This is a genomic window from Nocardia miyunensis NBRC 108239 (assembly GCF_001613065.1).
Lineage (GTDB): Bacteria > Actinomycetota > Actinomycetes > Mycobacteriales > Mycobacteriaceae > Nocardia > Nocardia miyunensis.
On sequence record NZ_BDBQ01000005.1, the window covers coordinates 115,009 to 136,834 of the forward strand.

General features: G+C 66.5%; 20 protein-coding genes, 1 tRNA gene and 1 other RNA gene. 14 read left to right on the forward strand and 8 right to left on the reverse strand.

Going from position 1 to position 21,826, the window contains the following annotated elements; translation table 11 throughout:
• Positions 1-9: 9 nt before the first annotated feature.
• A complete protein-coding gene (locus NM2_RS03755; protein ID WP_067664010.1) occupies positions 10-489 on the forward strand; it encodes a hypothetical protein in 480 nt (159 codons plus the stop codon).
• A 369-nt stretch (positions 490-858) separates the two neighbouring features.
• On the opposite strand, the gene NM2_RS03760 is transcribed toward NM2_RS03755, so the two are convergent.
• Entirely contained in the window at positions 859-1,233 is a 375-nt protein-coding gene (locus NM2_RS03760; protein ID WP_067664013.1) for a peptidase inhibitor family I36 protein, read from the reverse strand.
• A 217-nt stretch (positions 1,234-1,450) separates the two neighbouring features.
• Between NM2_RS03760 and NM2_RS03765 the strand changes: the two genes are divergently transcribed.
• Positions 1,451-2,200 carry a helix-turn-helix domain-containing protein gene (locus tag NM2_RS03765; protein ID WP_067664016.1) on the forward strand — a complete coding sequence of 250 codons (750 nt, stop codon included), beginning with the start codon at positions 1,451-1,453 and terminating at the stop codon, positions 2,198-2,200.
• A 413-nt stretch (positions 2,201-2,613) separates the two neighbouring features.
• Here the strand turns inward: NM2_RS03765 and NM2_RS03770 are convergent.
• Both NM2_RS03770 and NM2_RS03775 read right to left on the reverse strand, forming a co-directional pair.
• A tRNA-Ser gene (locus NM2_RS03770) sits at positions 2,614-2,701 on the reverse strand.
• Between the two features lie 66 nt (positions 2,702-2,767).
• Entirely contained in the window at positions 2,768-3,781 is a 1,014-nt protein-coding gene (locus tag NM2_RS03775) for a hypothetical protein (protein WP_067664019.1), read from the reverse strand.
• 159 nt (positions 3,782-3,940) lie between these two features.
• Between NM2_RS03775 and ffs the strand changes: the two genes are divergently transcribed.
• Both ffs and NM2_RS03785 read left to right on the forward strand, forming a co-directional pair.
• An RNA gene (gene ffs / locus NM2_RS03780) (signal recognition particle sRNA small type) lies at positions 3,941-4,035 on the forward strand.
• A 134-nt stretch (positions 4,036-4,169) separates the two neighbouring features.
• Positions 4,170-5,456, forward strand: coding sequence for an aspartate aminotransferase type Ic (locus NM2_RS03785; protein ID WP_067664191.1), 1,287 nt, complete (start codon positions 4,170-4,172; stop codon positions 5,454-5,456).
• A 63-nt stretch (positions 5,457-5,519) separates the two neighbouring features.
• On the opposite strand, the gene NM2_RS03790 is transcribed toward NM2_RS03785, so the two are convergent.
• Positions 5,520-6,344, reverse strand: a complete 825-nt coding sequence (locus tag NM2_RS03790; protein WP_067664022.1) for a methyltransferase domain-containing protein — start codon at positions 6,342-6,344, stop codon at positions 5,520-5,522.
• Positions 6,345-6,477: 133 nt separating this feature from the next.
• On the opposite strand from NM2_RS03790, the gene NM2_RS03795 reads away from it, so the two are divergent.
• On the forward strand, positions 6,478-7,056 hold the full coding sequence (locus NM2_RS03795) for an HhH-GPD-type base excision DNA repair protein (RefSeq protein WP_067664025.1): 579 nt from the start codon (positions 6,478-6,480) through the stop codon (positions 7,054-7,056).
• A gap of 60 nt (positions 7,057-7,116) precedes the next feature.
• Here the strand turns inward: NM2_RS03795 and NM2_RS03800 are convergent, their stop codons facing one another.
• Positions 7,117-7,791 (reverse strand): hypothetical protein, encoded by a 675-nt coding sequence (locus NM2_RS03800; RefSeq protein WP_157120868.1) that lies wholly within the window; start codon positions 7,789-7,791, stop codon positions 7,117-7,119.
• 607 nt (positions 7,792-8,398) lie between these two features.
• Entirely contained in the window at positions 8,399-9,550 is a 1,152-nt protein-coding gene (locus NM2_RS03805; protein WP_067664031.1) for an LLM class flavin-dependent oxidoreductase, read from the reverse strand.
• A gap of 308 nt (positions 9,551-9,858) precedes the next feature.
• Here NM2_RS03805 and NM2_RS03810 point away from each other — a divergent pair, with 308 nt between their 5' ends.
• From NM2_RS03810 to NM2_RS03845, 8 genes are all read left to right on the forward strand, one after another.
• On the forward strand, positions 9,859-10,563 hold the full coding sequence (locus NM2_RS03810) for a DUF8020 domain-containing protein (RefSeq protein ID WP_067664034.1): 705 nt from the start codon (positions 9,859-9,861) through the stop codon (positions 10,561-10,563).
• A 255-nt stretch (positions 10,564-10,818) separates the two neighbouring features.
• Positions 10,819-11,529 carry a DUF8020 domain-containing protein gene (locus NM2_RS03815; RefSeq protein ID WP_067664038.1) on the forward strand — a complete coding sequence of 237 codons (711 nt, stop codon included), beginning with the start codon at positions 10,819-10,821 and terminating at the stop codon, positions 11,527-11,529.
• Positions 11,530-11,646: 117 nt separating this feature from the next.
• On the forward strand, positions 11,647-12,867 hold the full coding sequence (locus NM2_RS03820; RefSeq protein ID WP_067664041.1) for an acyl-CoA dehydrogenase family protein: 1,221 nt from the start codon (positions 11,647-11,649) through the stop codon (positions 12,865-12,867).
• Positions 12,864-14,297: an LLM class flavin-dependent oxidoreductase gene (locus NM2_RS03825; protein WP_067664044.1), complete on the forward strand. Its 1,434-nt coding sequence runs from the start codon at positions 12,864-12,866 to the stop codon at positions 14,295-14,297. The genes NM2_RS03820 and NM2_RS03825 overlap by 4 nt, the downstream gene beginning before the upstream one ends.
• A gap of 143 nt (positions 14,298-14,440) precedes the next feature.
• Positions 14,441-15,811 carry a styrene monooxygenase/indole monooxygenase family protein gene (locus NM2_RS03830; RefSeq protein ID WP_067664047.1) on the forward strand — a complete coding sequence of 457 codons (1,371 nt, stop codon included), beginning with the start codon at positions 14,441-14,443 and terminating at the stop codon, positions 15,809-15,811.
• 328 nt (positions 15,812-16,139) lie between these two features.
• Complete coding sequence (gene sfnG / locus NM2_RS03835; RefSeq protein WP_067664050.1) at positions 16,140-17,258, forward strand: dimethylsulfone monooxygenase SfnG; 1,119 nt, start codon at positions 16,140-16,142, stop codon at positions 17,256-17,258.
• A complete protein-coding gene (locus NM2_RS03840; protein ID WP_067664054.1) occupies positions 17,258-18,478 on the forward strand; it encodes an SfnB family sulfur acquisition oxidoreductase in 1,221 nt (406 codons plus the stop codon). The genes sfnG and NM2_RS03840 overlap by 1 nt, the downstream gene beginning before the upstream one ends.
• Before the next feature lie 238 nt (positions 18,479-18,716).
• A complete protein-coding gene (locus NM2_RS03845; protein WP_067664057.1) occupies positions 18,717-19,232 on the forward strand; it encodes a flavin reductase family protein in 516 nt (171 codons plus the stop codon).
• Between the two features lie 145 nt (positions 19,233-19,377).
• Here NM2_RS03845 and NM2_RS03850 read toward each other — a convergent pair whose 3' ends face one another.
• Positions 19,378-20,025: a hypothetical protein gene (locus NM2_RS03850; protein WP_067664060.1), complete on the reverse strand. Its 648-nt coding sequence runs from the start codon at positions 20,023-20,025 to the stop codon at positions 19,378-19,380.
• 141 nt (positions 20,026-20,166) lie between these two features.
• Positions 20,167-20,793 (reverse strand): DUF8020 domain-containing protein, encoded by a 627-nt coding sequence (locus tag NM2_RS03855; RefSeq protein ID WP_067664064.1) that lies wholly within the window; start codon positions 20,791-20,793, stop codon positions 20,167-20,169.
• Between the two features lie 287 nt (positions 20,794-21,080).
• Between NM2_RS03855 and NM2_RS03860 the strand changes: the two genes are divergently transcribed.
• Complete coding sequence (locus NM2_RS03860) at positions 21,081-21,818, forward strand: LppU/SCO3897 family protein (protein WP_067664067.1); 738 nt, start codon at positions 21,081-21,083, stop codon at positions 21,816-21,818.
• Positions 21,819-21,826: the final 8 nt, after the last annotated feature.

Genomic DNA, 21,826 nt, shown 5'->3' on the forward strand with positions numbered 1-21,826 from the left:
AGTCGAGCCGTGCGAATCGGCGTGACCGGTCACATGAACCTGACCGCGGACACAATGCCGCTGGTGTACGCGGAGATCGCTCGCAAAATCACCGCGACGGGCGACACCGATGAGGTAGTCGGTGTGAGTTGCATTGCGCGAGGGGCTGATTCGGTGTTCGCCCAGGCCGTGCTCGATGCAGGTGGCCGGTTGGAGGTGGTGCTGCCCTCGCGGAACTACCGGGAGCGGAAGGTGAAGCCCGACCATGCGCCGCTGTTCGATGAACTGCTGAAGCGAGCGGAGAGCGTTCGGGTGATGGACTTCGACGACGCCGGTGCTGACGCGTACGGGGCCGCGAACGAGGCACTGGTCGAGTCCTGCGATCGGTTGATCGCGGTATGGGACGGGCAGGCCGGCGAGCGTAGCGGCACGGGCAGTGTCGTCGCGTTGGCGCGGGAGCGCGGTCTGCCGGTGGAGGTCGTGTGGCCGGAGGGCGCGGCGCGAGGCTGAACCTTTCACCGATCGAAGGACATTGCAGATTGTCCCCACACGTGTGGCAGGAACCGACAGCGGCGCAGGACTGGTGGCGGGATGCGCTTGCGGAAGGTGAGCGCGCCGGGGTTTCCGGCTACCACATCGATCTCGGTGAGCCACGCCACGTCGATGTCAACAATGGCAGTCCGTAATACGTGGAGGTCACCGTCCACATTCGCGCCGTAGTCACGGTGGCGACCGAAGAAGGCGGCACGGGGTGTAACCGTTGGCCCGGGTGAGGGGACGCGGTTGGCCGCACCAGCGAAATCCGCGCCTCCACGCGCCCGGTCGACGGGGCGGGGCGGGCTCCTGGGTGGTGCGGCCACCGCGCGAACGCAGTTCGGATCAGCAGTTGCTGCCGGTGTGGGCGAGGTACACCGCCTTTACTCCGTTGTGGTCGTAGGTGTTTCGGGAACCGCCGTCGACGCAGATTTTCCCGGAGGTGTGGTTGCTGACCGGGGAGACGGCCGCGTCGTCGCCGCGGTTGTCGAAGTAGGAGAACGCCTGCGCGGGCAGGTCCTGCCAGCGGCCGGTGTCTTGGTACTGCATCATCCGGCCGGTGAAATCGTGACCGGTCCACAGGCACATGTAGCCGGAGGGGCAATCGTTGATGCTGGTGTGTGCGGGAGTCGGTGTGGCCGAGGCCATCGGTGCGAAGGCGAGTCCACCGCCCAGTGCGAGTGCGGCCGCGGTGACGATGGTTCGTTTAAATGCATGCATTTCCCAGTTCCTTTCGGTGACGACCAAGTCGGTCGCTATCGAGCCTGGGGTGCGCGAGCCGGGCCGGAAAAGGGCTCTCACCTCCCGTGAGACGCTGTGGGATGTCGTGAGATGCGCTGGGACGCCGGGCTTTTGTGTGGGACGATCGACTTCGAGGCAGGAAGCTGGGTGGCGTCGGCAAGGGTGCCCCATCGGCTGACAGGGGAAGTTGCGTCGTATGGTCGCGCGAAAATCGAGTTCCGCCGGACAGTCCGCGGGGCCACCGGCAGGGGCGCTCGCATCGCATGCGGGGCAGCGGCTGGCCGCCGAGCTGGGACGGGTGAAACAGGAGTCCGGGCTGAGCTTCGCCAAGTTGGCGGCCGAGATTCCCTACAGCAGAGCCTCGTTGGAGCGCTACATCAACGGCAAGCTGTTCCCGCCGCGGCAGGCTGTGCACGGCATCGGGCGTGCCTGCCGCGTGGATCCCGAGCCATTACTCGAATTGTGGGACGCCGCAAGCGCTGCGGCTCGGCCGGAAGCGAGATCCACCTCCCCGCATAGGTTTTCGCTGCCGACCCGGACGCGCAGGCTCCTGGTGGGCGGGGCCGCAGCGGTCCTCGTAGTGGGCGTACTGATCTTCTTCTGCACCAGTGCTTTCCGCGACAAATCGGGAACCACGAAGTGCCGAGATTACCGGGTCGAGGCTCGAGCATCCGAGGCACTGGCATTCACCGCGGTGAAGTTGTGCTGGACCTCGAAATCCGTTCGAGCGCAGGGTGAGCTGGTCGCTCCGCCCGACTCCGGCCCGGCGACAGCTCAATTGTGCCTGTCGGCCCAGAAGAACGTCTGCGCCCAGATAATCGACCTCGCCGAAGCGCAGCCGGGCCGGACCCGGGTATACGACGTCACGGTGGATCTGCCGCCCGGTTACGGCGCTTGGGTCCACACCTGCGTGAATGGCCTTGTCGCATGCAGTTATTGGAAGTAGCCGACCGCCGTCGAGCCTTCCCCTTGGCCGGAACGAACCGAACCATGTCAGCAGGACAAGCTGCGGCCGTGGTCGGTCAGCGAACGCCCCCGCTACACCCGGCCCGCGTCGCCGACGCCAGGTGCGATAGATGATGAAAGGATCATGCGATGGACCGGCCTGCCGACCAACGGGTCGAGGAGGCTGCGCTGCGCTTCCTGCAAGGAAGGACATCGGTCCTGGGTTTTCGGGACGACTTCCACGCCGCGATGAACGCCATCACGCCACTTGCACAAGCTAGAGGGCGCGTCCACTGCGCGGCCTCACCAGTCGGCGACCGCAAGATCTGCGAGCGCACCGGAGATCCAACAAACCCGGGTATTGGAAAACTCCCCGGCCGGAGACCGATGTACGGCTTCCGACCAGGGAGTCCCTGGCGGAGGATAGGGGATTTGAACCCCTGAGGGCGTTAACCCAACCCGCGTTCCAGGCGAGCGCCATAGGCCACTAGGCGAATCCTCCGGTCAGCAATATACCGGCTGACCCCCTCGCGGCACCAAACCGGCCCGTCGGAGGGGGTCAGGGGGGTCATTTGCGCAGGCCGGTGAGGACCTTTTTCAGCTGGTCCTTGCAGGTGGTGCCGACGTCTTCCTTGCTGGGTGTGCTGTCGGCGTAGATGCGCAGCTCGACCTTCGCCGAGACGTTGGAGTCCGTCGTGGCGCAGGTGTAGTTGAGCACGGTGAAGCTCGAGTAGTTCTGTTCCTCGATGGCGTAGTAGGCATGCTGGCCGATGCCGGTGATGTCGCCGGAGCTGCGGCCGCTGCCGGTGGTCTTGGTGTCCTCGTCCTTCCACATGTTGTAGTCGGGCGAGCCGTACTTGCTCTGGAATTCGACGTCCAGGGACAGCTGGGAGCTGTCGGTGCTGTACTTGCCCGCGCCCTCGTAGGAGCCGGTGCAGTCCAGCGAGCCGCCGCCGATGCTGCTGTCGGGTGCGCGCTCGGTGTGCGTCGGGTTGGGCTTGGCCGTCGGCGCCCACTTGCTCAGCACGGTCAGGTCGACCAGGCTGCACGCGTTGGTGACGCTGGACATGCTGTAGTCGCCGTCGATCTTGTTCTTGCCCAGGACCGAGCTGGAGCTGTCGTCGCCGCCGGCCACGGCCACGATGCCGATGACGACCCCGATGACGACGACCAGGCCGACCACACCGCCGATGACCCACAGTGCGGCATTGCTCTTCTGCGGCGGCCGCGGCGCGAAGGCCGGCTGCTGCGGATAACCGCCGGTGAACTGCGGCTGCTGCCCGGTGTACCCCATCTGTTGCTGCTGGCCGGTGTACCCCATCTGCGGCTGCGGCGTCGGTTGCGAGGGTGGTTGCGGGATCGCGGTCGGCTGCGGCGCCGACTGGCCGTAGGGCTGCGGGTTGAACTGCTGCGGCGAGTACGGCTGCTGGCTGTACCCCGAGGCGCCGTAGCCCTGGCTGCCGCCCATGATGGTCGGGTCGGTGCCGGTGAGCGGCGTGCTCGAACCGGAGCTGGCCGGCGTGGACCACCATTGGTTGGAGTCGTTGGGCGGCTCGTCCTGCGGCGGGGTGTTGTCCGTCATGTCTTCCTTCCCTCCGGATGCGGTAGCCGAAGCCCCCTCGGAATGTCGGACAGATCGTAGCGAGTCCACTGCCCCCGCGTCTCCCGCGTTTGACGGGGCGTGTGCACCGGTTCGACGGGGCGCATGTGCGCCGGGCGGCGGCGGACCGCTACACTGGCCGACGGATCCCGCGCGGCGCGCATCCTGTGAACTCCCCCAGGGCCGGAAGGCAGCAAGGGTCAACGGGCTCTGCCGGGTGCGCGGGGTCCCCTTATTACTCACCGGTCCGGTCCCGCGGGGCGCAAATATGCCGCACTCTCGGTGTCAATTCCGAGTAACGTGGACGGCTGGACCGGCGCGGGCCGCGTCCGAACAAGATCCCCACGCTGCTTGGAAAGGCTGTTGAGTGATGCCCCGGCAAACGCAGATCGGTTTGATGAGCCATGCGGAACTCGTGTCCGAACACGAGACGCAGACCGCGAACTACGCGAAGCTCGAAACCGAGAAGCTGACACTGGATCTCACCCGCGGTAAGCCCTCGCCCGAGCAGCTCGACCTGTCGCTGGACCTGCTCACCCTGCCCGGCACCGAATTTCACGATGCCGCCGGTACCGACCTGCGCAATTACGGTGGCCAGCAAGGGCTTCCGGAGTTGCGTGCGATCTTCGGCGAGCTGCTGGGCATTCCGGTGGCCAATCTGCTGGCCGGGAACAACTCCAGCCTCGAGCTGATGCACGATGTGCTCACCTTCGGCCTGCTGTACGGCACCGTCGATTCGCCGCGCCGCTGGGTGGACGAGCCGGTGGTCAAGTTCCTGTGCCCGAGCCCGGGGTACGACCGGCACTTCGCGATGTCGCAGGCGCTCGGCGTGGAGATGATCCCGATCGCGATCGGCCCCGAGGGCCCGGACGTGCACGCCATCGCCGAGTTGGTGGCCGCGGATCCGCAGATCAAGGGTATGTGGGCGGTGCCGAACTACGCCAACCCGACCGGCGTCACCTTCACCGAAGAGGTTGTCCGGGAACTGGTTTCGATGCCCGCCGCGGCAGCGGACTTCCGGTTGTTCTGGGACAACGCCTACGCGGTGCATCCGCTGACCGATACCACCGCACCCTCGCTGGATGTGCTCGGACTGGCTGCCGCGGCCGGAAATCCCAACCGCCCCTACGTATTCGCCTCCACCTCGAAGATCACCTTCGCCGGTAGCGGCGTGAGCTTCCTGGGCGGCTCGACCGCCAATCTGGACTGGTATCTGAAACATGCCATCAAGAAGAGCATCGGCCCGGACAAGATCAACCAGCTGCGGCACGTGAAATTCTTCGGCGACGCCGACGGCGTGCGCGCGCACATGCAGAAGCATCGCGCGATCCTGGAGCCGAAATTCGCACTGGTGCTTCGGATTCTGGAGGATCGCCTGGGCGCGTCGAAGATCGCGTCGTGGACCGAGCCCAAGGGCGGCTACTTCATCAGCCTCGACGTGTTCGAGGGCACCGCCGCGCGGGTCGTCGCGCTGGCGAAGGCCGCCGGAATCGCGCTCACCCCCGCGGGCGCGGCCTTCCCGTACGGAAAAGACCCGGACGACAAGAACATTCGCATCGCGCCGAGTTTCCCGCCGCTGGGTGATCTGGAGAAGGCGATGGACGGCCTGGCCACCTGCGTGCTGCTCGCGGCCACCGAGAAGCTGCTCGACAAGTAGATCGGAACGACGAACGGGCCGCCCGGCGCGGGCGGCCCGTTCTTCATTCGAAAAGTGTTGCGCTTATGCGGGTTTGTGGGCCAGTACCGCGAACATGGTCACCGACAGGTGGATGTCGCCGGATTCCGCGCCCGCCCGCAGATCGTCGAGCAAGGTGTCCCGCTGCTGCTCGGTGATCGCGCCGCGGGCGACGGCCATCGCGGAGATCCGGGCGACCAGCGCACCCGCGCCGATCCCGGCGTCCTGAACCAGCGCGTGCGAGCCGACCTCGTCGACGATCAGCCCGGCCTGCTGCAACTGTCCGTGCAGGCGACGTCCGGCGAACGGGTTGGTGGTGTTGCCGATCAGCGTCTCGATCACCTCGTGCACCACTTTCCGGTCGCCCGGATGCACGATCGCGGTGCCCCAATCGCTGTCGGTCACCACCACCCGGCCGCCGGGCCGCAGCACGCGGGCTATCTCGGCGGTCGCGCGCACGGGTGCGGTCAGATGCTGGAAGACGCGCTCGCACAGCGCCGCGTCGAACGATCCCGCGCCGAAGGGCAGGCCGTAGGCGTCGCCGGTGACGAACCGCGCGGCCGAACGTGCCTCGGCGGCATTGCGTTCCGCGACGGCGAGCAGGTTCGGATCGGGTTCCACGCCGACGGCGTTGCCGTTCGGGCCGACCGCATCGGCGAAGGTGAGGACCTCCGAACCGGTGCCGGAACCGATGTCGACCGCGCTCTCGCCGGGCCGCAGGGCCAGGGCCTCATGGGCCCAGGACCGCAGCCGCGCGATACCGGGCAGGGCCGCCTGTAGATCGCGGACGTCGATGAGTTGATCGTGCCCCTCGCGGTCGAAGCGATCCGGTCGGCGGGCAGGATTCGTGGTGCTGTGTGTGGGCGCCATATAACTTGCCGTTCTGTCTTTCGGCGCCTTGTCCACTGTGGGGGGTACCACCAGAGTGTCAGGCATGCGCCGAGCCTACGCGGCGCATCCGGCTACTCGCCGGTTTCGATTCGCCGGGCGTCATAATGGCCTGATGGCCCATCAGCTGTGTCTCGCCCAGGATCCCGAAGCGGATCAGCTTCTGTCGTCGGACCCGTTCGCGCTGTTGGTGGGGATGATGCTGGATCAGCAGTATCCCCTCGAACACGCGTTTCGCGGGCCGCGCAAGCTCGCTGAGCGGATGGGCGGGTTCGATATCCTCAAGATCGCCGAGGCGGATCCGGCTGAGTTCGAGGAGCTGGCGGCCACGCCGCCGGCGATTCACCGGTACGGGCGGTCGATGGCGCGGCGGGCGCAGGAACTGGCTCGATACGTGATCGAGAATTACGACGGGCACACCGAGCGGATCTGGACCCAGGACGATCCGGACGGTGCGGAGGTGCTGCGGCGGTTGAAGGATCTGCCCGGGTACGGGGATCAGAAGGCGCGGATCTTCCTGGCGCTGCTGGGTAAGCAGCTCGGGGTGCGGCCCAACGGCTGGGAGAAGGCCGCCGGAGCGTATTCGGAGCAGAATTCGCGGCGTTCGGCGGCCGACATCGTGGACGGGGAGACGTTGCTCGAGGTCAGGGCGTTCAAGAAGGAACAGAAGGCGGCCGCGAAGAAGAAAGCGTGATCGCCCTGGATCGATGAGGTGGTCGCGGTCTGCTGCCAGGCTCTGTGCGCAGTGCTGAGTTCAGGCGACCGTGATGACGGTTCGTTGGTCGCGGACGTCGTGTGGGGGCAGGGCGTTCACTCGCTGCCGCACGGGAACCGGCCGCAGCGTGTACCAGGTGTGCTTGCGGAGGCCCGCGGCGATGGCGGTTACCGCGCCGCCGAATGTGGCTGCGCCGCAGAGCATTCCGGCGGGGTCCAGGCCCGCGGTGGCTACCTGGTGGGTGCTGTGACGGGCGGTGTCGTCGCCGAGGAACAGGCCGAGCAGGTTGCCGAAGCCGTCGCCGTGGTTGCTCTGGACGATCGTGCGCAGTTCGGGGGCCTTGCCGCTGAGGTAGAGCAGGTCGGCGAGGATGAACATGGCGGTGGCCAGGGCGGAACCGAGTACCAGGTAGGACAGGGCTGCGGTGCGGATGCGCAGGTACATCAGGACTGCGCTGATGGTGACCACCGCGGCGAGGGCGGCCAGAACCGCCCAGACGCCGCTGATGTTCGGCTGGCTGTAGCCGTCGGTGAGCCAGTCATCGAAACTCCTTGTCGCGCCGTCGATTCGGCCGAACGCATCGGAACGCAGCCGACCGTTCGGGCCCGATGCGGTCAGCCACGGCTGGAACATCAGGATGACGGCCAGGGCCGCCGCGACGGCCGCGGCCACATAGCCCTTGTCGGCGCGTGCGGTCGAAATGCCTTGTGTCACAAGGGTAGTGTGTCGGGTCGGCGGCGCGGGGAGGTTTTCCGAGTCGTCGTGAACATGCCAGGGTGTCGAAGAGGTCATTGTTCCAGTCGTAATTTTCCGCACCGCGTATATCGTGATCTTGTTCTCCGATATGCCATCTCGTGAATGGTGTGATGCGTGTTCATTTCAATGGTTCGTGGCAATGAGCGGCGGCGACCAGTGCCGCGTTCACGGTAGTCCGGTTCTCCTGTGCTGAGCAACGTGCTTCGAATCCCAGAGAGACTCCGCGCACAGTAAAATTTTGATGTTTCGGAAGTTGGGCCGCCTGTGCGGACCTCGTTCAATCCTGTTGCACAACAGTAACTTTAGTGTGTCAGCGATGTGTCGCGAGTGGTAGAAATGGGAAATTCCAGTTCCGTGGGCAGTGAATTCTTGTGATCGAGCAAACATTATTTATCGCCCGCGGAAGCTCTTTATCGGCACGCTGCCGGATTCGAATATTCCCAATTCTGAGAATGGCATCGAATGCGGGGTATCGTGTCGTGACCCCGTCCATATCGCGAGCCGCGGATACGACAGCGGCGGCCGCCCGGATGGGACGGCCGCCGCCGCGGCAGCTGTGCAGGACTCAGCTGCTGCTCGCCGCCGCCGTGGCGAACGGTGTGGTCGCCACGTGGCGCACTCGCCGCGTGGGGTGCTTCCACAGACCGCGACGCTCCAGAATCGGCAGGACTCCCTCACCGAACCAGTACGCCTCCTCCACATGGGGATAACCCGAGAGGATGAACTGCGAGATCCCCAGGCGCGAATATTCGATCAGCCGCTCTGCGACCTCCTCGTGCGATCCGACCAGCGCCGTACCGGCCCCGCCGCGCACCAGGCCGACGCCGGCCCACAGATTCGGCGCGATCTCCAGCCGGTCGGTGGACCCGCCGTGCAATTCCAGCATCCGGCGCTGCCCCTCGGACTCGCTCTGCGCCAGATTCGTTTGCACGCGTTCGATATCCGCGGGATCGACCGCCTCGAGCAACCGGTCCGCCTCGGCCCACGCCTGTTCGGAGGTGTCCCGGGAGATGACGTGAATGCGCAGGCCGTAGTCGAGCTTGCGGCCTTGGTCCACCGCCAGACGACGGATCCACTCCAGCTTCTTGCTCACCGCGAACAGCGGCTCACCCCAGGTCAGATAGGTGTCCGCGTACTGCGCGGCGACCGGGCCCGCGGGCGCCGACGAGCCGCCGAAGAACACCGGCGGGATCGGGTCCGGATGGTTGTTCAGCAGCGCGTTGCGGACCTGAAGATGCTTGCCCTCGAAACTGATCGGCTCCCGCGCGCCCCAGAGCTCGCGCACGATGTGCAGGAATTCCCCGGTGCGCTCGTAGCGCTGCTCCTTGTCCAGGAAGTCCCCGTAGGCCTGCTGTTCGTGCGGCTCGCCGCCGGTGACGACGTTCAGCAGCAGCCGCCCGCGCGAATGCCGCTGGAAGGTTCCGGCCATCTGCGCGGCGAGGGTCGGGCTGACCACGCCGGGACGGAAGGCGACCAGGAATTTCAGCGTCTCGGTGGTCTCCACCAGCATGGCCGTGGTGAGCCAGGCGTCCTCGCACCACGCCCCGGTCGGGGTGAGCACCCCCTCGAAGCCGTTCTCCTCGGCCGCCCCGGCGATCTGGTTCAGATAGCGCAGCGAAGCGGGCCGATCGCCCGACATCGCGGTGCCGTGGCCGCCCGCGACCAGGTTGCGGGAATCGCCGTAGGTGGGCAGGAACCAATGGAAATTCAGGCTCATTCGAGCTCGTCCCTTTCAGAAGGCAACGCGGTACTCGTGCGGTCGTGGCGGACGCGGGCGGGCGGCGCCGAACGGTCGGCGAGCCAACATCCGATGTTGCCCATGCCGGGCCCACGAGTCACCGATTCAAATCTGGTTGTTTCATAATCTGGTCGCGGCGCACCTCGTTGCTATACGCTTGCCGTCGGCCGTCGATTAGCGATAATCGATCGGCTGACCTCGGCGAAGTTCGCCGATCTTCGTGGCGCCGAACCACGCTGTGTGGTTACTGCAGACGGCGTCACGATTCAATGATGAGGGAAAATACCGTGAAACTGAACAAAGCTGCGGTGGTCGCAGCTCTGGTCACCACGGCGCTGGGTCTTTCGATCGGTGTGGCGGACGCCACACCGACCGGATCCGACGGCGTCGTCGACTACAAGGCGACCACCACCAAGACTTCGACGATCATCTCCACCGATGCCGGTTCGCTGGACGCGCGTGACGGGGTATTCAGGATCAAGGCTGCCAATGGCAAGACCCTGGCCGGAACCCAGTTGTCCTTCCGGGTGGACGACTTCGTCTTTCCGATCGCCGCGAACATCGCCGGGCGGACCGCGACGCTGACTCCGCAGTTCGATCTGGCACACGCGGTCTACAAGCCGGTGGATCTGCCGTATCAGAACGTCGCCCCGTGGAAGACCCCGTACGACCGTGAGCTGGCGGCGTGGAACCGGTTGACCAGCACTATCAGTGCCGGTGCCACCATCGGCACCCTGGTCGGCGGTCTGACCGGTGGAGCCGTGGGTTGCCTGCTGGGCGGTATCGCCGGTGCGACTGTCGCGGCGGCGACGATCGTGGGCCTGTTCGGCGCATTCGTGCCCGCGGCGGTGATCGGCTGCTTCGGCGGCATCATCGCGGTCGGCGCACTGGGCACCCTCGCGGGACAGTTGCTGGTGACCGCTCCGTCGGCGATTATCGCGGCCGTTCAGTATTTCACCACCATCAACGCCCCGTTCACTCCCGCAAAGTAACGTCCGCCGTTATCGAGTCGCCGTCGAGCGCGACGACCCGATAGGTGGATCTGACCCGGTGCCTCCGCACCGGGGGGACACCGCCCCGCCCGGGGAATGCAGACCTGGGCGGGAGCGGATCCCGAGTCGACCTGTGCGTGGACAGCTCGGAAATCCGTAGTGGGCAGCTCGGAAATCCGTAACGGGTGGATTCGCCGGAAGCGGGCGCGTTAGCGCGCCCCAGTCCTGTTGCTTGATGATGAGGGAAGCAAAAAAGTGAAGCTCACAAAGTTCGCGGTGGTCGCGGCTCTCGTGACAACCGCTCTCGGCGTGACCGCCGGGGCTGCCGACGCCACTCCGCAGAGTGCGCCGGAGGCAGTCAACTACAAGGCGTGGACCACTCCGACCGCCACGATCGTCAAGACCGACGCCGGCTCGATGGATGTCGAGAACGGCGTGTTCAAGATCAAGGCCGCCAACGGAAAGACCCTGGACGGAACGGTTTTGAAGTTCCGGGTCGATGATTTCGAGTTCCCGATCGCGGCCAACATCGCAGACCGCACCGCGACGTTGACCCCGCAGTTCGATATGCGGCACGCGGTCTACAAGCCGGTGGCACTGCCGTATCAGGACACCGCGCCGTGGAAGACCCCGTACGACCGTGAGCAGGCGGCCTGGAACCGCATGAAGGACACCATCGCCACCGGCGCCACCATCGGCACCCTGGTCGGCGGCCTGTCCGGCGGGGCCGTGGGCTGTGTGCTCGGCGGCATCGCGGGCGCCACCGTGTCCTCCGCGGCGATCATCGGCCTGTTCGGTGCGTTCGTCCCGGCTGCCGTGATCGGCTGCCTCGGCGGCATCATCGCCGTCGGCGCGCTGGGCACCCTCGCGGGCCAGCTGCTGGTGACCGCCCCGGTCGCGATCGCGGCCGCGGTGCAGTACTTCACCACGATCAACGAGCCGTTCACCCCGTCCAAGAGCAAGTAGTCTCGAATCCGCAGGGCCCCGTCCGGAATCCGGGCGGGGCCCTGCGGCGTCAGCGGCTTTTCGATCCCGCTGCGTGTAAACCGTGAGCGAGATCCGCGTTCGGGTGATCGTTCGGATATGACCTCCACCGCCTCTCGCACCACCACCGACAGCGAGCTCACCGAGATCTTCGCGCCCATCTTCGAGCGGATCGCCGCCGGAGCGTTGCAGCGCGAGATCGACCGTCGACTGCCGTACGAGGAGGTGGGCTGGTTGCGCGAGGCGAAGTTCGGCGCGCTGCGGGTGCCCGTCGAATTCGGCGGCTACGGTGCGAGCGCGCGCCAGCTGTTCGGCTTGCTGATCGATCTGGCCGCTGCGGAATCCAATCTGCCGCAAGCACTTCGGGTGCATTTCTCGTTCGTCGAGGATCAGCTGCTGGCCCAGCCGTCCCCGGCGAGTGAGCAGTGGTTGCGGGCGGTGGCGGATGGGACACTGGTCGGCAATGCGATCACCGAACCGGGGGTGGGCGCGGTGGATCGGTACCGGACCACACTGACCGCGGACGGGTCGGGCTGGCGGCTGAACGGCGTCAAGTACTACAGCACGGGGTCGCTGTACGCCGATCACATCCTGGTCGCCGCGGACAAGGACGGCGAGCGGGTGTCGGTGCTGGTCGACGCCGATGTCGAGGGCGTCCGCCAGCACGACGACTGGGACGGTTTCGGACAGCGGCTGACTGCGAGCGGCACAACCGAATTCGAGAACGTTGCCGTTGCCGAGGACCGGATTCTGGGGCCGGGGTACGGCGGGCCCGGGGCCACCTACGCCACCGCCTATCTACAGCTGGTGCAGCTGGCCGTTCTCGCGGGGATCGCCCAGCGCGCCGAACTCGACGTGCGTACCTGGGTGGCCGAGCGCACGCGCACCTATACCCACGCCGCCGCGGATCTGCCGCGCGAGGATCCGCTGGTGCAGCAGGTGATCGGTCAGCTCTCGGCGGCGGCGTTCACCGCGCGGGCCACCGTACTGGCCGTCGCCGACCTCCTGGACGGGGTGCTGGATTCGGGTGCGAGCGATGAGAACGCGCTGGTGGCGCTGGAACTCGCGGCCGCGCAGGCGCAGCTGGGCGTGATCGACATCGTGCTGGCGGCCACCACCAAACTGTTCGAGGTCGGTGGTGCCTCGATCGTGTCCGAACGGCTGCGGCTGGATCGGCACTGGCGCAACGCGCGGACCATCTCGGTGCACAACCCGGCGATCCAGAAGGCCCGCGCCATCGGCGACCACCTGCTCAACGGCAGCGCGCTGCCTTTCGCCTGGAGTGCGGGCGCGCGCGGGACGCGGGAAGCCGCGAAATGACCCGGCGGATTCGGTTCAACGCCTTCGATATGAATTGCGTCGCGCACCAATCCCCGGGGCTGTGGCGGCATCCGAAGGACCAGTCGCACCGGTACAACGAGCTGAGCTATTGGACCGAACTCGCGAAACTGTTGGAGCGCGGGCGGTTCGACGGGATCTTCATCGCCGACGTCCTGGGCACCTACGACGTGTACGGCGGTGACGACACCGCCGCGCTGCGCCAGGGCGCGCAGATTCCGCTGTCCGACCCGCTGTTGCTGGTCTCCGCGATGGCCGCTGTCACAACGCATCTCGGCTTCGGCATCACGACCGGGACCGGATTCGAACATCCGTATCCGTTCGCCCGGCGACTGTCCACACTGGATCACCTGACCGGCGGACGCCTCGGCTGGAACGTGGTGACCGGCTATCTCCCTTCGGCCGCAAGGAATTTCGGCGAGGCGGATCAGCTCGATCACGACGATCGCTACGACCGGGCCGATGAATACCTCGAAGTGCTCTACAAGCTGTGGGAGGGCTCCTGGGAGGAGGACGCGGTGGTGCGTGACGCCGACGCCGGGATCTACGTGAATCCCGACAAGGTGCACCACATCGGGCATTACGGCACGCATTACACCGTCCCGGGCATTCACCTGTCCGAACCCTCGCCCCAGCGGACGCCGGTGATCTACCAGGCCGGGGCCTCGGTTCGCGGCACCCGGTTCGCCGCGGAGAACGCGGAGGCGATCTTCGTCGCCGCGCCGTCGAAACGCGTTCTGGGACAGACCGTCTCGCGGATCCGGGAAGCATTGCGGGAAGCGGGGCGTGATCCGTATTCGGCGCGGATCTACGCGCTGGCCACGATCATCACCGATGCCACCGACGAGGCCGCCGAACGCAAGCACCGGGAATATCTGGAGTACGCCAGCGTCGAGGGCGGGTTGGTGTTCATGTCCGGATGGATGGGTATCGATCTGTCCGAATACGATCTGGACGACCCGATCGGCCAGGTGCACAGCAATGCCATTCAGTCCGCGGTGTCGGCGTTCCAGGAGTTCGACGACGACGGCCGGGAATGGACGGTGCGCGATATCGCGCGCTGGGGCGGTATCGGCGGGATGGGTCCGGTCTTCGTCGGCTCGGGTGAGTCGGTGGCCGACCGGTTGCAGGAGTGGGTCTCGCAGACCGACGTCGACGGGTTCAACCTGGCCTATGCGATCACGCCCGGAAGCTTCGAAGACGTTGTGCAACATGTGATTCCGGTATTGACCGAGCGCGGTGCCTATCCGGCGGAGTATGTGCCGGGGACGTTGCGCAATGCGCTGTTCGGCGCGGGTGACCGGTTGCCGCCGGAACATCGCGGGGCGCGTTATCGCCTGGACGGCTCCGGGTCCACGGCGTATCCCGCATCGGTGCGTCGTCCGGATCTCACGACCGCCACGCAGTCCTGAACCGGGCCCGAATTGTGAAATTATCAATTTTGCAATTCGGGCCCTTTTCGTTGTGACCGCGAATAAAGGAAACCGGTTCCACAGATTGGTTCTGGGTGATTGCAACACTCTACGGCGATCCCGCTCGATTGCAGAATTTCCTTATGACTCAGCAGAATTCGTCTCGCACAGCCGCAATCATCGGTGCCGGGCAGACCGGTGCTACCGCCGCCCTGGGCCTATTGGACGCGGGTTTCCAGGTCACCATCTACAGCGATCGCGATCAGCAGAGCCTGCGCGACGATGTGCCCGCCACCGGCACCGCCCTCGGCTTCGGTGAGGCTCAGGCGGCCGAGGCCGCGCTCGGCCAGGAAACCTATGCCGACCGCGCCGCCAACCACACGGGGCTCAGCGTGCGTATCGCTGGGCCGGAGAATGCCGAATTGATCGGATTCGACGGGGATTTCGACGGATTCGTCGGTCTCGCGGTGGATACCCGCCTCAAGGCGGACGAGCGGCTGACCGCGTTCCGGGAGCGCGGTGGCCGATTCGTGGTCGAGCAGGTGACGCCGCAGAAGTTGGACGAGATCGCCGCCGCCAATGACCTGACCCTCGTCGCGACCGGTCGCGGCGGCCTGTCGGATCTGTTCGAGGTCGACACCGATCGCACCGTGTACTCCGAGCCGCAGCGCAAGGTCCTGACCGTCACTCTCACCGGATTGGGCACCGGCCCAGAGGTTTTCGCGCACCGGAGCGAGGCCGGCGGTGCGCACAGCCTGTTCTCGATCTTCGCCGAGCAGGGTGAGGCCTGGTGGGGACCGTATCTGCACAAGGATGCGGGTCTGTCGTGGGTCTTCCTGGGGTGGGCCCGTCCCGGCAGCGACTGGGACAAGCGTTTCTCCGCTGCCGATTCCGCGGCCTCGGCACACCAGATCGTCAAGGAGCTCTACCGCGACTACATCGACTGGGATCTGCCCGAGGTGCTGTCCACTCGGGTGATCGAGGAGGATCCGCACTCCTGGCTCAAGGGCGCCGTGCGGCCGGTGGTGCGCAAGGGCGTCGGGACGACCGAGAACGGCCATCTGGTGGCCGCGCTCGGCGATACCGCGGTGGCCTACGACCCGATCGCCGGACAGGGTGCGCAGAGCGGACTGGTTCAGGCGCAACGCCTGGTCGCGGCCGCGGCGGCACATGAGGGCGAATTCGATCGAGCCTGGATCGAGGCGCGGTACGAGGACTTCCTGAACTTCCGATCCGATGCGGCGAGCCACGTGACCAGGCTGTTCCTGAGCGACCCGGAACTGGGCGACATCGCCAACCGGTTCTTCCCGGCCGCCGCGGTGAACAAGAAGTTCGCCTCCGCGCTGGTCTCGCTGCTGCATCGCCCGCAGCCGTTCCTCGGCATCGAGACGGTGGAGGCGGCGGACGCTTACATCGAGCAGGTCACCGGCGTCAAGGCTGACGAGGTGCTGGCCGAATTCGCCCCGGCGGGCCGCTTCGAGCGTTCCAAGTACAGCGCGGCGGCCCAGGTCTAGCGCGGACCACATCCCACTTCGCAACACCGAATGACCTGCGCCAGAACACCACTGGTCACCCTGTTCCACCCACCCTGGACAACGCCGACACCGAGGCCGCGGCCCGGGTCGATTCTGGACTGACCGGAGCGGAGGAGCGAAGCGGGGGAGCGGAGGGAGGGAAGAATCGGCCCTTGGGGGCCGCGGCCCGCCGGAGCGGAGCGGAGGCAATTGAACACAGCCAGATTCAAACCCTCGTGCCGGGCACACCGTGATGCTGAAGTGAAGGGCACATGAGGTGCCCGGTCCACGAGGGCGCGGGATCCGGCCGACACCACTGGGAGCAGGAGTGAGTACCGAAAAGATCGCCGAGCAGACTCGATTCGCCTACTGGGTGCCCAATGTCAGTGGCGGCTTGGTCACCAGTGACATCGAGCAGCGCACATCGTGGGATTTCGAATACAACAAGAAGCTGGCCCGCACCGCGGAGAACAACGGCTTCGAATACGCGCTGTCCCAGGTGCGCTACACCGCCTCCTATGGTGCGGAGTACCAGCACGAGTCGACCTCGTTCAGTCTGGCGCTGCTCGGGGCGACCGAACGGCTCAAGGTCATCGCCGCGATACATCCGGGACTGTGGCATCCCGCGGTGCTCGCGAAATTCGGGGCCACCGCGGATCATCTGTCCAACGGGCGATTCGCGATCAACGTGGTCTCGGGCTGGTTCGCCGGGGAGTTCAAGGCGCTGGGCGAGCCGTGGCTCGAACACGACGAACGGTACCGGCGCAGTGCGGAATTCCTCGAGGTGATTCGCAAGATCTGGACCGAGGACGCGGTCGAGTACGGCGGCGACTTCTACCGGATTCGCGATTTCACGCTCAAGCCCAAACCGCTGAACACCCCCGAGCGGCCGAATCCCGAACTGTTCCAAGGCGGTAACTCCACCGCGGCTCGCCGCAACGGCGGACGTTTCGCCGACTGGTACTTCTCCAACGGCAAGGATTTCGACGGTGTCACAGAGCAATTGGACGATCTGCGTGCCGTGGCGCGCGCGCACGATCGTGAGGTGAAGTTCGGGCTCAACGCGTTCATCATCGCCCGCGACACCGAGAAGGAAGCGCGCGAGGTCCTCCGCGAGATCGTAGCCAAGGCGAACAAGCCGGCGGTGGAGGGTTTCCGGGACGCGGTGCAGCAGGCCGGGGCCTCGACCGGGGACCGCAAGGGGATGTGGGCGGATTCCACCTTCGAGGATCTCGTGCAGTACAACGACGGTTTCCGGTCCGAACTGATCGGCACGCCCGAGCAGATCGCCGAGCGGATCGTGGCCTACCGCGATCGCGGCGTCGATCTGATCCTGGGTGGATTCCTGCACTTCCAGGAGGAGATCGAGTATTTCGGGCAGCGGGTGCTGCCGCTGGTGCGCGAACTCGAGGCGCAGCGCCGGCCGGCGGCGGCTGTGGCGGGCTGATGACCGCCACGGCCGCACAGCGCATCACCTCCGCCGGGCAGGCCCGGCAGGTGGCGCGGGATCTGGCGGCGGACTTCGCCGTTACCGCCGCCGATCGAGATCGCTTGCGGCAGTTGCCGTATGGCGAGGTGGTACGGTTGGCGGCCAGCGGATTGCTGGCCGTCACCGTGCCCGCCGCGCATGGCGGCGCGGATCTGCCGCCGAGTGAATTGGCCGAGCTGGTAAGGACTCTCGCGGTCGCGGATCCGAATATCGCGCAGATTCCGCACAGCCATTTCGTCTACCTGAATCTGTTGCGGCTGGCCGGATCGCCCGAACAGCGGCAGCGGTATTTCGCGCAGGTGCTCGACGGTGCGCAGATCGCCAACGCGCAGTCCGAGCGGGGTGGCGCGACGGTCGCGGAGGTGGCGACCACGTTGCGTCCGGACGGTTCGAGTCTGCGCATCGATGGAACCAAGTACTACTGCACCGGTTCACCTTTCGCGGGAATTCTCGCGGTGCTCGCCCGGCTGGACGATCCCGAGGAACGTACCGGGCTCGGTCCGGGGGAGTACGTGGCGTTTCTTCCGGCGAGCAGTCCGGGCGTCGAGATCGTCGACGACTGGAATGCGTTGGGGCAGCGCACGACCGGCAGCGGCACGGTGCGATTCGATGGTGTGCGCGTCGAGGCCGGTCAGCTGGTCGCCCGGGACGCGGCGGTGCGCGCGCCGACCGGATACGGGGCGTTCGCGCAGTTGCTGCACGTGGCGATCGATACCGGTATCGCGCGCGGAGCATTGAGCGCGGCAACGGAATTCGTGCGCACCCGCAGTCGCCCGTGGTTCGAGGCACAGGTCGAACGGGCCAGCGATGATCCGCTGGTGATCCAGCGCATCGGTGAGCTGGCCGTGTCGGTGACCGCCGCCGAGGCGACCCTGACCGCCGCCGGACTGGCCGTGGACGCCGCCACCGCGAGTCCCGAGCCGGGACAGGACGTCGTCGCGCGGGCCTCGCTCGCGGTCGCGGCGGCCAAGATCCTCGCCGACCGGGCCGCGACAGAGGTGTCCTCCGCGTTGTTCGAGATCAGCGGAACCCGCAGTGCCGCAGCGGATCTCAACCTGGATCACTTCTGGCGCAACGCGCGCACCCACACACTGCACGATCCGGTGCGCTGGAAGTACCAGCACCTGGGCCGGGCATTGCTGCACGACACCCCGCCCCCACTGCACGGGGTCATCTGAAAGGCAGGCTGAATTTTTCGGCCCCCGCTTCGTTCGGACGGAGTCGGGGCCCTGTCAACCCCGTCCGGAGTCGGCGTGTCCCGGAGCGCGCGGAAATCGGGTGACCCGGTGTTCCGCCTCGCTCCGCCGGACCGGCGACGCTCCGCAGTCGTGTTGTCGGCTTCGGTGTCACCCGGACGGGGTGCCGGGTACGTGCACAGCGTGACCCGGTGGCATATCGGCGCAAGAGAGGTACCCCATGTCCGAACTCCAGGAGATTCCCGCCGACGCCGTAGGGCTGCGCACCGCCTTCGCCGCCTTTCCCAGTGGCGTGGTGACGGTGTGCGCCGAAATCGACGGTGCGCGTTACGGATTGGCGGTGAGCACGTTCGTGCCGGTGTCGCTGGATCCGCCGCTGGTGTCGTTCTGTGTGCAGAACAGTTCGTCGACGTGGCCGCTGCTGTCGCAGGCCAGTCATCTCGGGTTGAGCCTGCTGGGGACCGATCAGCAGGATGCGGCGCGGTCCTTCGGGTCCCGCACGGGTGACCGGTTCGCGGGCGTGGGGCTGCATCGCGGGACGGGGCATGCGGTGTTCGTCGAGGGTGCGTCGGCGTGGATCGAGGGGACGGTGCACGCGCAGGTGCCCGCGGGCGATCACCAGGTGGTGCTGGTGCACATCCAGCGTCTGGCCACTCGCGCCGATATCGATCCGCTGGTCTTCCACGGCAGCAGGTATCGGCGCCTGCACAGCGAGGAATTGCGCGCCGCCGGGTGAGTCCCCGGCCCGATGTCCGGGCGGGTCGGTCGTCGTGTCGAGGGTGAGATCGATCACGTGCGCGGGCGCATGCCCACAGCTGGGAAATGCTTATCTCGACAATGTAAACGGTTGCGCGGTGGTGAATTCCATCTCATCCGGATGATCAGAGCGAATGCGCGGGCCGGAAACACAGACGTCCGCGCGGTCCCACGCCGGGCTGCGTATTGGCGATGACACCGGCCGCGAGACCACGGGCGTTCAGGTCGTGCCGCTGCATGTCCTGACTGAATCCGTCGAGGTGAATCAGGGTGTGCCGGATCAGATCCGCGGCGATTCCGGTCGGTTCGGTGCAGGCCGTGCGATAGGCCCCGACCGCGCGCGGATCCTCGGTCAACGCCGCGAGCGCGCCCAGACGCACCCGCTGCGTGAGGTTTTCCCAGCGACGGGCCTGGTCAGCGTTGCGGATGACGCGCCGGCCCCCGCGGTAGTCCAGATCACGAATGATGTTGTCTGCGGATTTGCCGAGCCGGGTCTCGCAGACCACCGCCCACAGCGCGCACAGCCAGCTCAACCCGCGCAGGATGGTGATCCGCTCCTGCGATCCGCGCAGGGCCAGATAGGCATCGGCGGCGGCCTGGGTGGTGGTGTCCTCCCACTGGAACACCAGGGCTTCCAGCTCGACGAGGAAATCGCCGGGCAATTCGCCCTCGTCGGGGCGGACGATCCGAACCGCCCGCTGCGACAACGGATCCCGCAATTCGACCATCGCCGGATCCGCGGTGGGGACCCAGTCGTGCTCGTGCCCGGTCATCAGCGCAACCCTCAGGTCTGTGCGAACGGGCGACCGGTAGGGGCCGCCCCTTCGCATTGAGCCACGAATTACCCGGGCGCGCAACGTCCCAGCACAGAACCCACGACCTCGTGTCGAGATCGTGGGCTCGTGCGTGCGGGATCAGGGCTGGCCGGACAGCACCGCGGTGAACGCGTCCAGGAACGGCTGCCCGCCCATGGCGTACCCGCCGCCGATCGCGCCGATCAGCAGGCCGATGGGCCCGGTGAGCCAGCTCAGGAAGAAGAAGCCGCACACCGCGCCGATCAGGCCGCCGATCACGCCGCCGACCACCACGCCGACGATGTTCTTGTTGACCTCTGCCTGCAGCCGGGCCATCGAGCTGACCGGCTGCATCTCGCCGACGTCCTTGGCGCTCGGGGTCTTCGGGGTCAGCACGAGCTGATGGCCGTCCGCGCTGATCTGCTGCGCGAGACGCATTGTGCCGCCGTTGATCCGGAACGCCAGCGGCACCTTGGCGAGGGCGGTGCCGTCGGTGTTCTTCAGATCGACCTCGGTGCCGTTCTTGGCGAGCTCGAACCGGCCCTTGTCCACGACGGTGGTCAGCTTGTGCGACAGGTCCGACAGGACCGAGTGATAAGCGACGCCGTGGTCGACACCGGATGCCGTGGTCTGTTTCGCCACCGCGGGGGAATGGGGTACCGATGGGCTCGCGTCCGCCGTTCCCGCGGCGATCCCCACCGTCACAACCGCGAGAAGCGCGGTTGCGGCGAACTTGCCGAACTTCATACAGATTTCCTATCGGAGCATACCGCCGGCACGTGCGGCCGGACGGCGAATGACTGTACCGGGTCCGAAGCCTGTTGGCAGACATGGCGATACGCGAGAGGGCGTCCGGCATCGTTATTGAATTGTTATATGCAAAGGCGTTTGCCGCTTCCGAGTAAAAATATGCAGCTTCACAATTCGCGCATGCCATCGCGCGTGGTGTATGCATGTGATCGCAAAACACATGTGTTCAAACTTCGAATCTCGCGATACGGATTCGGAGTGTTACAGCTCTGGAGGACGGTTTCGTGCCGCGTCGTCGTGTCCACGCCGGAATCATCCTGGTGGGCTTCGTGATCGCCTCCGGATTGGCGATGGCGTGCCTGATCTTCGCCGCGCTGTCGGTGGGCGGCCATCATGTGAACGCGGCCGACGCCAGCGCCTCGCAAACCTCGGCGCCGGAGACGACGACCCCGGCCGCCGACACGCCCGCGGCGACACTCGCGCCGAAGACCATCGGCAAGACCCCCGGTACGGCCAAGTCGCCCGGCGCGAGCACCATCGCGCCGCTGCCGCCGCTGGCCGCCGCGTCATCGGCCACGCCGACCCCGGCGGTGACGACCAACAAGGGCGCCAATCAGCGTGACGCCTCGGCGGTGGTCGCCGCGGGCGACTGCGTGGTCGGGACCGGCTCGGGCGGTACGTTGACCAAAACCTCTTGTGGCAGTTCGAATTCCACTTACCGGGTGAACAGCACGGCGAGTTCGGGCGGGCAGTGCCCGAGCGATTCGGATCGTTCGGTGTCGCAGACGCTGCCCGGCGGCGCGAAGAACACGCTGTGCCTCGACACCGACTGGGAGGTCGGGCGCTGCATGGCCGTCTCGGGCAATTCCGCGACCCCGGCCGACTGCGCCGATGCGACTCCGGGGACGATGCGCGTGCAGGCGATCAACCGCAATACCGCGGACGTGAACACCTGCACCGATTCGAACCACGGTGTGGTCTACAAGCAGCGCCGGTTCGTCGTCTGCCTGGCCCAGATGTGACTCGCACC